Annotated in this window: 9 protein-coding genes; 7 read left to right on the top strand and 2 right to left on the bottom strand. The window is 34.2% G+C overall.

From position 1 onward, the window contains the following. The first annotated feature begins 23 nt into the window (after positions 1-23). Complete coding sequence (locus TD18_RS09555; protein ID WP_040251708.1) at positions 24-395, top strand: DUF3703 domain-containing protein; 372 nt, start codon at positions 24-26, stop codon at positions 393-395. Between the two features lie 476 nt (positions 396-871). Here the strand turns inward: TD18_RS09555 and TD18_RS09550 are convergent, their stop codons facing one another. After that, positions 872-3,358 carry an outer membrane beta-barrel protein gene (locus tag TD18_RS09550; RefSeq protein ID WP_040251705.1) on the bottom strand — a complete coding sequence of 829 codons (2,487 nt, stop codon included), beginning with the start codon at positions 3,356-3,358 and terminating at the stop codon, positions 872-874. Between the two features lie 168 nt (positions 3,359-3,526). On the opposite strand from TD18_RS09550, the gene TD18_RS09545 reads away from it, so the two are divergent. Beyond that, positions 3,527-3,889 (top strand): CoA-binding protein, encoded by a 363-nt coding sequence (locus TD18_RS09545; protein WP_040251704.1) that lies wholly within the window; start codon positions 3,527-3,529, stop codon positions 3,887-3,889. On the opposite strand, the gene TD18_RS09540 is transcribed toward TD18_RS09545, so the two are convergent. Continuing rightward, on the bottom strand, positions 3,876-5,354 hold the full coding sequence (locus TD18_RS09540) for a sodium:solute symporter (RefSeq protein WP_040251702.1): 1,479 nt from the start codon (positions 5,352-5,354) through the stop codon (positions 3,876-3,878). The genes TD18_RS09545 and TD18_RS09540 overlap by 14 nt on opposite strands. A gap of 148 nt (positions 5,355-5,502) precedes the next feature. Between TD18_RS09540 and TD18_RS09535 the strand changes: the two genes are divergently transcribed. From TD18_RS09535 to TD18_RS09515, 5 genes are all read left to right on the top strand, one after another. Beyond that, positions 5,503-8,481: a VPS10 domain-containing protein gene (locus TD18_RS09535; RefSeq protein ID WP_040251699.1), complete on the top strand. Its 2,979-nt coding sequence runs from the start codon at positions 5,503-5,505 to the stop codon at positions 8,479-8,481. An 83-nt stretch (positions 8,482-8,564) separates the two neighbouring features. Beyond that, complete coding sequence (recR, locus tag TD18_RS09530; RefSeq protein WP_040251696.1) at positions 8,565-9,182, top strand: recombination mediator RecR; 618 nt, start codon at positions 8,565-8,567, stop codon at positions 9,180-9,182. 6 nt (positions 9,183-9,188) lie between these two features. Continuing rightward, positions 9,189-10,289 carry a glycosyltransferase family 2 protein gene (locus tag TD18_RS09525; RefSeq protein ID WP_040251693.1) on the top strand — a complete coding sequence of 367 codons (1,101 nt, stop codon included), beginning with the start codon at positions 9,189-9,191 and terminating at the stop codon, positions 10,287-10,289. 86 nt (positions 10,290-10,375) lie between these two features. Next, entirely contained in the window at positions 10,376-11,710 is a 1,335-nt protein-coding gene (locus TD18_RS09520) for a dihydrolipoamide acetyltransferase family protein (RefSeq protein ID WP_040251691.1), read from the top strand. 157 nt (positions 11,711-11,867) lie between these two features. Continuing rightward, entirely contained in the window at positions 11,868-12,644 is a 777-nt protein-coding gene (locus TD18_RS09515) for a 3'-5' exonuclease (RefSeq protein ID WP_040251689.1), read from the top strand. Positions 12,645-12,646: the final 2 nt, after the last annotated feature.

Below are 12,646 nucleotides of genomic sequence, written 5' to 3'. Positions count from 1 at the left end.
TTGTGAATCTAAATAATAAAATCATGAAATTTTATACTTCAATTCCGAAAGAACTTAAACCATATTTTAACTCAGAATTAGAAATATATGAGAACGAATTGTCATGCGGAAATTTTATTAAGGCTTGGAATCACTTAGAGCGTGCACATATTATCGGACAAAAATATCCTTATGCACACACATTAGTTCATTGGAAGATGTTACATTTCGGAATTCTAATTAAAAATAGAACCGAGATTATTGGACAAATCCCACGCCTTATTTTTGGTGGAGTTAAATCTTTTGTTGGTAAAATTCCTGTTGGAAATCCTGGTGGAGCTAATGTTCCACCTTTAAAATCTTATCCAATAGAAAAGGATTTACAAGATATTTTTGTGAAATCAGGAATCAACTAAATGAGAATGTAATCTAAAAAAAATCCGAAACTTTTCAGTTCCGGATTTCCTCGCTATTAACCAATTCTCACTAACACTAAAACTATAAAACAAGTGATATGTTAAACTGATTAACTTTAAAACTTATCACATTTACTTAGACGCTAAAACTTTACTTTTATTATATCAAAGTTCATATTTAACGTTTTAATTAACATAAAAAAAGTCCGCAGATAAAATCTACGGACCATTTGCTATTAATCAATCTAAAAACTTTGTAATTACATAGGGCTAATTCTTAAGAGATTAGATCACTATTATAGATGCTTAGTCGTATGAAGTGCTATTGCATTACGTTGATTATCAGTTTTTAACATAATTTTATAAAAAACCCGAAGCTTGTGGGCTTCGGGCTGTAACATTTAATAACCAAACTTAACACTAACCATCAACTATTATGTAGGCTATTAAATGTACTTTGATTTATTTTTAATGATTTACATAAAACCTCCGCTTCCAGATTTTTCATTATCATCTCTGTTTTTACGTTGTAAGGCTCTGTACTTTCCACCACCAAATCTGTAAGATAACGCGACGTTCCAAGTATTACTTTCCCAATTAAATTCTCCAACCTGAGGATATGGTCTGTCGCCTTCAAATTCAAATTTCATGGTATTTAAAATATCACTGTAATTGAAGCTAAACGTTGCTCTGTTATCTTCCAAGAAACTATAGCGTAATCCAGTGTTTAGCATAAACATTGGTTTTCTTGTAAACTGTAATCCTTTTTCTTCACCTCTATACATTGTAAAAATGGAAAGGTTTAATTGTTTAGTAACTTTAAAATTGTTGAACCATCTTAGGTTATATACGATATTGTCAACTTCAATAGTAGATCGTTCAATATCATTTGCTGTGGCTACATCTAAAGGTTGAGTTAAAGTTTCGGCAATACCTTTTTGTTTTCTGGCAAATAAATCAAAACTTGCATTTAAACTCCACCATTTTGTTGGTCTGTAGTTACTGCTTAATTCGATACCAAAAGCAGTGGTGTTTTCAAAATTATCATACGTTAATATATTCTTGTTGATGTCTAATCGATCAATAAAAACAGCTCTGTTTATTTCATCTTCAACCAGACGGAAAAACACACCACCAGTTACACTTCCATTTTCAAGATTTCTAGTATAATTGAATTCGACCGAATTGGTAAACTGTGGTTGTAAATTTGTGTTTCCAAAGGACGACACTAGAGGCGTACTCCATTCTCTAATAGGATTAACTTGCTGTAAACCTGGTCGGTCTACACGACGACTCACACTCATTTGATAGGTGTTTTTTTCACTTGGAGAATAGGTTGCAAATGCTGAAGGATAGACTTGAATGTAATCATTTTCAAACGTGTTGTTTTCAAGTCCGTTTTCAGATTGACTTAAGGCCGAAGCATCTTCGGTAACTGTTTCTGCTCTTACACCAACCTGATAACTCCATTTTTCAAAAGTTTTGCCAAAGGTTGCGTATAAAGAATAAATATCCCTTTTGTAAACAAAATCTGTACTGGGTGTTCCTATAAATTCATCACCATTATTTGGTATGGCATCTTGTATTGGGTTTACCGAAAGTCCAGTAGAATTGTAATCGATATTCGTTTCAAAAAGACGCGCTTCAGCACCAACCTCTAATTTAGTTTTGTCATCTAAGGGATTGGTGTAATCTAAATTAACAACCGTTTGATCTCTGTTTGTATTTACAAAATCCACATAGTTTGGAGGAAACGGAATATTTGTAAATTTGAAATTTGCAACTTCATCTTGTTCAAAGACGCTGTAGTCAACTTCTAAATCTATTTTTTCACCTTCCTTATTAAACTTATGGTTGTAAATACCATTGTATTGAGAAACTACATTTTCGGTATCATTATTAAAGTTTTGAAGTTGCAAAGGTTGATTTGGAAATTGTACAGCAGTTGTGCCTTCTCCAATGCCATTAAACAAATTTTGATTGGTGAAAAATGAAACGGTATTGTTGTCATTCATATAAAAATCGACACCCACTTTATATAAATGAGATTTGTTTTTATTACCAAAATCAAATGCTTGGGTTGTTTCAGAATCTATACGTTCAATTTCACCGTAATTTGCATATTGGCCAATATTGTTTCCATAGTTTCCGTAGAAATTAAATTTTCCGTTTCTGTAATTCATATCGATCGAACTATTAAACTTCGCGAATATTTCTTTCGTTAATCCTACATTAATGTTTCCATTAAAACCAATCGTCGTATTCTTATGAAGAATGATATTAATAATACCACTCATACCTTCAGGATTATACTTTGCTGACGGATTTGTAATGAGTTCAATTTGCTTGATAGATGTTGAAGGAATCTGTTTTAAAAGCTGAGCAATAGGAACATTTGATAGTTTTCCATCCACCATTACTCGTACATTTTCGTTACCACGCAAGCTAATATTTCCTGTTTGTTGATCTACATTTACTGAAGGCAGATTATTCATAATATCACCAGCGGTCGGACCAGAAGTTGTGAGGTCTTTACCAATGGTGATCACTTTTCGATCTACCTTTTGTTGAATGGTAGTCACTTCGGCAACAACTGTCACTTCATCTAAGCTAGCGATGTCTTCTTCTAGATAAATGTCACCAACATTAATTGTATAATTATCCTTGCTAATAGTTAAAACCTTTTTAAGTGTTTTAAAACCAATGTATTGAACGCTAAGTGTGACTTCGCCTTCAGGTATGTTTTCTATTTGAAATGTACCGTCATCTTGAGTGATGCCACCAGTGATGGTTTTATCGTTAGAATCTTTAATAATTACATTTACGTAAGGTAAGGGTTGATTGAGCGATGCATCAATAACACGACCAGATATCGTACCATGTCTTGCTGCAACATTTTCGGTTGGATTAGCGTATGCACATACCGATAGGAATAGCATACACAAAAGTGTAATGTTTTTCATTTTTTGATTGATTGAGTTATAAATTATTCTTTTCAGAATAGGTTGTTACCACATAGACGTTTATTTTTGAGTTGTGTTACTGGTTTTAACATTACTTAACACCTTTTTAACAGAAGCCTGCTATACGTAGGAGTTATTAATTGAAATATTTGCGACAAATACAGTATTATGAAAAAAAAGACTTTAGTCATAGGAGCATCCTTAAAACCACAGCGATACTCAAATATTGCTATTAACAGATTGGTTAATTATAATCAAGAGGTAGTTGCTTTCGGACTAAAAGAAGGTGTAGTTGCAGGCGTGAATATAGATACGAATCTAATGCCTTATAGAGACGTGCATACCGTAACTTTATATTTAAATGCGGAACGCCAAAAAGCGTTTTACGACTATATTATATCATTACAACCAGAACGGATTATTTTCAATCCAGGAACTGAGAACAAAGAGTTTCAGAATATACTAAAACAAAATAAGATAAATTTCGAAGAGTCTTGTACCTTAGTTTTATTAGGGACTAATCAATACTAAGTTTAGATTTTTTTGTAATAAACATCAAGCCTACAAAAGTTAAAAAGCCATTAACTATTAAAATTTCAAAACCTATTTTGTAACCATTGAGTAATTCTGCGGAGTACATGTTAATTAAGTAAGATAATAAAGGTGCTACGATAGCTATGATCCATACATATTTGTCTTTAATATGTTTTTTAGTTAATATTCCAAAAGCAAACAAGCCTAGTAATGGTCCGTATGTGTAACCTGCTGCTTTAAATAACTCCCAAATTACAGAAACATCTTTAAAAAGTACGTCAAACAAAATGATAACTAAAACTAATATTAAACTAAATAAGATGTGAATTTGTTTGCGAACCCGTTTTTGATCTTGTTGTGGTTTCTTTTCGAGTTCTATAATATCAATACAAAAAGAGGTGGTTAACGAAGTAAGAGCACTGTCTGCACTACTGTAAGCAGCAGCAATGAGTCCTAATAAAAAGAAAGCTGAAGTCACAACTCCAATTTCTGGTAGCATCGCTATTGTTGGAAATAAATCATCTTTTGTTGCAGTTATACCATGCTGTTGAGCATATTGAGTTAGTAATAAACCTAAGGCTAAGAAAAGTAGATTTACAAAAACCAGGATCACACTAAAACTAATCATATTTTTTTGTGCATCTTTTAAATTTCTGCAGGTTAAGTTTTTTTGCATCATATCTTGATCTAAGCCAGTCATGGTAATCGTTATAAAAACACCAGCAAAGAAACTCTTGAAAAAGTACTGTGGATTGTTTCCGTCCTCAAAAAAGAACACTTTACTGAGCTTACTTTCTGCTACATTCGTATAGATTTCTAAAATACTGTTTAAATCTAATGCGCTCGCTAAAAAGGAAATAGTGACTACTACCGAAACCAGCATGAATAAGGTTTGTAGTGTATCGGTGAATATGATGGTCTTAATTCCGCCTCGAAACGTATACAACCAAATTAGTGCGATAGTAATTATAACCGTAACCGGGAATGGAATGGTATAATCGTCATAAATGTAAATGTTATCAAATATGAGTAATTGTAACACTTTAGCAACTAAAAATAATCGAAAAGCAGCACCAACAGTTCTTGATATTAAAAAAGCAACAGATCCAGTTTTGTAACTCGTAACACCAAATCGCTCTTTGAGATAGGTGTAAATGGATGTTAAATTCATCTTATAGTATAGTGGTAATAACACATATGCTATAATTAGATATCCAAAAAAGTAACCTAGTACAACTTGAAAATAACCAAATTGTTTGACTTCAACAGCTCCAGGAACTGAAATAAATGTTACACCAGATAGTGAAGCACCAATCATTCCGAAAGCAACAAGATACCATGGAGCAGACTTGTTGGCTTTAAAAAAAGCTTCATTGGTATCTTCCTTCCCTGTAAAATAGGATATTAAAATAAGCACACTAAAATAAGCAAGGATTAATAGTATGATAGCGGTAGTTGACATAATTAGGTTTTTAACATTTCTTTTTTTTGAAAACCTTATATTTACAAAAAAAATCGCAAACAATATTAAGTAATTTATTATAAACAAACTTGTTTTCTTCAATACAGATTGTAAGGGTGTTATTTTAGTTTACCTAAATCCTCTAAAAATGAAAAATTACTATCTACTTATTGTGTTTTTAGTATCAGCAATGGTTTCTTGGTCTCAAGAATACAGACAAATGATAGCTAAAGGAACCTATACAGTACAAGAAATTCAACAAAGTGCTGAAGCCTATTTTGCAGAGGTTGGTACCGAACGTGGGAAAGGATACAAACCATACAAACGTTGGGAATATCAGGCGTTACAAGATATGGATGAGAATGGGATGCTTCCAACTCCAGAATTTTATTTCAACGAATTAGCAAGTTACAACAGTTACGTTAATCAAAATTACGGTGAAGCAAGAACTGCGGTTGGTGCATGGCAACCTTTAGGTCCAGATTATTGGAACCAGACATCTGGATGGAATCCAGGGGTTGGTCGCGTAACCTCTGTGGCTATCGAACCTGCTAACCCAGATCATATAATTGCTGGTGCAGATACAGGTGGTGTATGGAGATCACTAGATGGAGGTTCATCTTGGACAGTCCTTACAGATAATCTATCAACACTAACGGTAAGTGCTCTGGCTATGAGCCCAACAAACCCATCGATTTATTTTTGGGGTTCAAGTGGAGGTACAATATTTAGATCAACAGATTCTGGAATAACCTGGAATTTTTACTCAGATACTGGAAATGGTACAGTTAATAAAATACTTATTGATCCAGTCGATATTAATAAAATGTATTGCACAGTTGAAGGTGGAGGAATTTATAAATCTACTGATGCAGGCTTAAATTGGACGATTGTCAATAGTCGTGCAACAAATGGCTACGATATAGAGTTTAAACCAGGTAATACGAATGTGATTTATGCAACTGGTAACGACTATTTCATTTCTACCGATGGTGGTGTGACATTTTCAGCTCCAGAGGCACTAACGCAGTGGACTCAAGAGTATGTTTCTGGTACAAATAACTGGACCACTTCAGGTTCTAATCAAAATAACACTGTAGCTCCTAGAACTGGCAATGGAATGGCATTATGTTATGTGAGTAACTTTTCATCGCCTGTGACAAACCTTGTGACTCCAGCTTTGAATCTCGCAGATGCAACTAATCCTGTATTGAACTTTTCCTTTACGAATGTTAATTGGGAAGGAGATTTAGATACTTTAAGAGTTCTGTATAAATCTTCGGCTGGAGGGAGTTGGACTCAGCTTGATAGCTATACATTAGAATCAGCGTCTTGGAACGATATTACGTTAAATTTACCTAATACAAGTTCAGAATATTATATAGCTTTTGAAGGTACTGCTAATTACGGTCGAGGTCTAACACTTGATGATATTTCAATTGAAGACCCTTTATTAGGAACCATTTTTGAAGATGGCTTTGAAAATTTGTCAAATTCATTTTCCAGCGGACCAAAAATGATTGGTGTATCACCTGATGATCCTGATGTTGTTTATGTTCTTGAAGCTTCAGGAGGTGTTTTTGCTGGTTTTCATAAATCAACAGATAGCGGAAATACATTTACACAATTAGACCATACAGGAAAAAATTACTTTGGGTATAGCTCAACTGCAAATGATACTGCAGGACAAGCTCCGAGAGATATGGATATTGTAGTTAATCCTCAAAATGCATTAGATGTTCATATTGCGGGTGTTTTGTCTTGGCGTTCTATTGATGGAGGTAACAATTTTAGTATCACCTCCCAATGGATTCCTCAAAATGCAGCATTCGAAAACATTGGTTACTGTCATGCAGATATCGATATTATGGAATACGTTGGAAATGATACCGACGGCTACAAACTATATATTGGTAGTGATGGTGGAATTTTCGTTGCAGATAATCCTTTAAATGTAACTAGTTCTTATTATAGAGACTTAACACCTGGACTTGCTATTAGACAGTTTTACAGAATAGGAATAAGTCAAACGAATCCTGTAATAGTCTCTGGTGGCTCACAAGATAATGGAACTTCGGTATTAGGTTCAGATGGTCTGTGGAGAGATTGGCTTGGTGCAGATGGCATGGAAACTTTTGTGGACAAAAATAATAGTAATATTATTTACGGAACATCACAATTTGGATCCCTTTACAGGTCCATTACTGAAGGAAATAACTCTAGTGGTATAGTGACACCAGAAGGTAAATCTGGTAATTGGATCACACCCTTCGAACAAGATCCGAATTTAACAAATGTTATCTATACGGGTTATGATGAGGTTTATAAATCAACAGACAGTGGAAATACTTGGGTGTCTATCTCACAAAACTTTGGAGGAAATTTAAATCACTTAAAAATTGGTCCAGATAGTGTAACTATGTACGCTGCTATTGGCAATAGTTTATATAAAACATCATCGGGTGGAGTTATTGGTACTTGGAGTCAATTGACCGGATTTTCTGGTTCCATTAATTCAATTGCAATTCATCCAACCGATCCAGATAAAATAGCTATTGCAACTACAGGTGCAGATAAAGTTTATGTCTCAACGAATGGAGGTAATTCGTGGACGCCCTACAGATTTAATTTGCCAAATTTTAGTGCTCGTGCATTGGTTTGGGATCATACTGATAATGATGGATTATACCTCGGAATGAATTACGGTGTGTTTTACATTAATAATACCTTTTCCGAATGGCAGCCGTTTAGTAATAATTTACCTAACGTTATCATTAGTGAAATTGAAATCAATACTGCAGATAATAAGATTTATGCGGCAACTTATGGTCGTGGACTGTGGAGATCGGATCTTTTTGATGATACGCTAAGTGTTGAAGATTTTGAATTAAACACCATCTCAATGTATCCTAATCCAGCAAAAAATCAAGTGAGTCTCGCTTGGGATAAAGGTGAGCAAGTAACCATTAAAGTTTATAATTCATTGGGTAAAATGATGTATTATACTAGAGGTCAAAGTTTACTGAATACATTAAAAATAGACACATCTCATTACAATTCAGGACTTTATTTTGTATCCATTAACACAATAAATGGTGTGGTTACGAAAAAACTTGTCATTGAGTAGTCTTGATTTAAACAAAACAATAAAGCCACTTTCTATTCGGAAGTGGTTTTTTTAGCGTCATATTATATTGTAATTTCGCAGCTATGGAATTCTCTTCAAAACTACTTGAAAATGCGGTCAACGAAATGTCTCAGTTGCCAGGAGTTGGTAAACGAACAGCATTGCGTTTAGTTCTTCATTTATTACGTCAACCCGAATCTCAAACCTTAAATCTGACTCAAGCTTTAAACTCAATGAGAAGTGAAATTAAGTTTTGTGAAAGTTGTCATAATATTAGTGACACAGACCTTTGTGAAATCTGCGCCAATCCACATCGCTTAAAGGACACCATTTGTGTTGTTGAAGATATTAGAGATGTCATGGCTATTGAAAATACAAGTTCATTTCGTGGCTTGTATCACGTTTTAGGTGGAAAAATTTCACCGATGGATGGGATTGGTCCAAATGAACTTAACATCAAATCGTTAGTTGATAAAGTGAAGCAAGGTTATGTTAAGGAGCTTATTTTTGCTTTGGGCTCAACGATGGAAGGCGATACTACCAACTTTTACATTTATAAACAAATTCAGGATTTTGAGGTTATTACATCAACGATTTCCAGAGGAATTTCAGTAGGAAACGAATTGGAATATACCGATGAAATTACGTTGGGAAGAAGTATCATTAATCGAATTCCTTTTGAAGCGTCTCTAAAATCGTAATCAAATTTGAAACTATCGGTTGTCATATTAAACTACAATGTTCGCTATTTTTTGGAGTTGTGTCTAAAAAGTGTTGAAGCGTCACTGGTTCATATTGATGCCGAAATTATAGTTGTTGATAATCAGTCTTCAGATGATAGCTGTCTTATGGTTAAGACTATGTTTCCAAAGGTAAAGCTTATTGAGAATAAAGATAATTTCGGATTTTCAAAAGGAAACAATATTGCAGTAGCAGAAGCTATAGGTGAGTATGTTTGTATTTTAAATCCAGATACAGTTGTTGCAGAGAACACGTTTGAAGATTTACTTCAATTTGCAGATCAACAGTCAAATCTTGGAATTTTAGGTTGTAGGCTTATTGATGGTCAAGGTCGATTTCTGCCGGAAAGTAAGCGAAATGTGCCACGACCACTGATTGCTATAAAAAAAATGCTAGGTTTTTCTAAATCATATTATACGTCTGATTTAAACGAAAAAAGTATAGGAAATGCTTCGGTTTTTGTTGGTGCATTTATGCTTATGAAACGAGACATCTATAATCAGGTGCAAGGCTTTGATGAAGATTACTTTATGTATGGCGAAGATATCGATCTATCGTATAAGGTTGAACAAGCAGAATACAACAATACATATAATGGCAAAGTTGCTATAATTCATTTCAAAGGTGAAAGCACACTTAAAGATCAAGCCTATGCGAATCGGTTTTATGGTGCCATGCAGATTTTTTATAATAAACACTTTAAATCTAATGTGGTTTTTGATGCCTTAGTTTGGATTGGAATTAAATTGGGAGCTTCCTTTTTAAAGCCTTCAGAAAAAGTTCATGTAAATCCGAAACAATATATACTTGTAGGTTCTCAACCTAATCCTTTACTTGAAAACGTATTACAACAAAAATTAGCGTGTCGTCAACAAATAGATACCTACGAAGATAACACCGAATATATTTTAGACAATAATTATCTCAGTTTTAAGTCAATTATCGAAATACTGTCCGATACACCTAAAAATTGTAGTGCGACCTTCAAAATTCTACCAAAAAATTCTAACTTTATCATCGGAAGTAATAGCTCTAAAACAAGAGGAGCTGTTATACAACTTAGTTAGAATTAATTGAAAAAATCGCAACGATTGTATTGATTTTTCGTTAATTTTGCAATCGTTAAATGAATAATTGACGCTAGATTACAGATATGGCAAAATTTGAATTAAAGCTTCCTAAAATGGGAGAGAGTGTTGCTGAGGCAACAATAACATCTTGGTTAAAAGAAGTAGGTGATACTATCGAAGCAGATGAAGCAGTTTTAGAAATTGCAACAGATAAAGTAGATAGTGAAGTACCTAGTGAAGTTGATGGTGTTTTAATCGAAAAACTATTCGATGTTGATGATGTCGTTCAGGTTGGTCAAACTATAGCTATAATTGAAATTGCTGGTGAAGGTAATGCTTCAGCTGAAGCTCCTAAATCAGAACCTGTAAAGGAAGCCGTTCAAGAATCGCCTGCTGTTGCAGAAGTCACGAAAACAGTAGTTGCTGCAAAAGAAACAGCTTCACCTATAGTGAATTCAGGAGAGCGTTTTTATTCGCCATTAGTTAAAAATATGGCGAAGCAGGAAGGGATTTCTCAAGCCGAATTAGATAGCATTGAAGGCACAGGAAAAGAAGGGCGTGTCACTAAAAATGATATGTTGTCTTACATAGAAAATAAAAGTTCTCAACCTCAGGCAGCACCTTCTAATACGGAAAAAGCTCCAGAAACTGCTCCAGAAGTGAAAGTTCCAGAATCTAAACCAGCTCCAACACCTGTTGTGGCAAATGGTGACGATGAAATTATAGAAATGACCAGAATGGGTAAATTAATTGCACATCACATGGTCGAGTCAGTTCAAACTTCGGCACACGTGCAAAGTTTTATTGAAGCCGATGTCACCAAAATCTGGAACTGGCGTAAAAAAGTTAAAGATGAATTCTTTAAACGAGAAGGTGAAAACCTGACGTTTACTCCAATATTTATGGAAGCAGTAGCCAAAGCTTTGCGCGATTTTCCAATGATGAATATTTCGGTTCAAGGAGATAGCATTATCAAGAAAAAGCATATTAATTTAGGAATGGCAGCTGCTTTAGGTGATGGGAATTTAATTGTTCCAGTCATTAAAGATGCAGATCAGCTAAACCTCGTTGGTATGACCAAAAAGGTAAATGATTTGGCAAATAGAGCAAGAGAAAATAAATTAAAACCAGATGATATTCAAGGAGGAACATACACAGTAACTAATGTAGGTACCTTCGGAAGTATTATGGGAACGCCAATTATAAATCAACCTCAAGTTGGTATTTTAGCACTTGGAGCCATCAGGAAAGTGCCAGCAGTCGTTGAAACGCCTGAAGGTGATTTTATCGGAATTCGTTACCGAATGTTTATGTCACATTCTTATGATCATCGTGTGGTCAATGGAGCGCTTGGCGGACAATTTGTTAAGGCTGTAAAAGATTACTTAGAGGCTTGGGATCCAAATAGAGAAATTTAAAATTCCGGTGAAGACAGGAATCTCATTAATATATAGAAAAGCGCAATTTTAAAATTGTGCTTTTTTTGTCAAAAGAATAAAGTTGATGTAAATGTTTATAAGACTCAAAATCCGCTTTTTCACATATTCTATTTATCTTTATCCAAAATATATTTGAATGCAACTGAACCTGACTAAACCTATCTGTTTTTTCGATTTAGAAACTACAGGAATAAATATCACAAACGACCGAATTGTCGAAATTTCAATCTTAAAAGTCCATCCTAACGGAAAGGAAGAAAACTACACACAACGTGTAAATCCAACCATTCCAATTCCTTATGTTGTGACGCAAGTTCATGGAATTTCAGATGCTGATGTAGCAGATAAACCTACGTTTAAAGAGATTGCTAAAGAGGTGCACAACATCATTAAAGATTCAGATTTGGGAGGTTTCAATTCTAACCGTTTTGATATTCCTTTATTAGCTGAAGAAATGCTGCGTGCTGAGGTTGATTTTGATATGAAAAACAGACAATCCATCGATGTGCAAACTATTTTTCATAAAATGGAACAACGTACATTAAGTGCTGCTTATAAATTTTATTGCGATAAAAATTTGGATGATGCACATAGTGCTGAAGCCGATACTCTAGCGACTTATGAAGTTTTAAAAGCGCAATTGGATAAATACGAAGAATTAGAAAATGATGCTAATTTTTTGGCAGAATTCAGTTCGCGTAAAAAGTTTGCAGATTTCGCAGGATTTATAGCGTACACTAAAGAAGGTGAGGAGTGTTTCTCATTCGGAAAGCATAAAGGTAAACTGGTTACAGAAGTACTAGAAAATGAACCAGGTTATTTCGGCTGGTTGCTTAACGCAGACTTTCCACTTTATACGAAGAAAGTACTTACTGCTATTAAATTGAGAGCTTTCAATAATAAATTGCTTTAAAT

Source organism: Psychroserpens mesophilus (assembly GCF_000826645.1).
Taxonomy (GTDB): Bacteria; Bacteroidota; Bacteroidia; order Flavobacteriales; family Flavobacteriaceae; genus Psychroserpens; species Psychroserpens mesophilus.
This window is presented reverse-complemented; position numbering and strand designations above follow the sequence as displayed.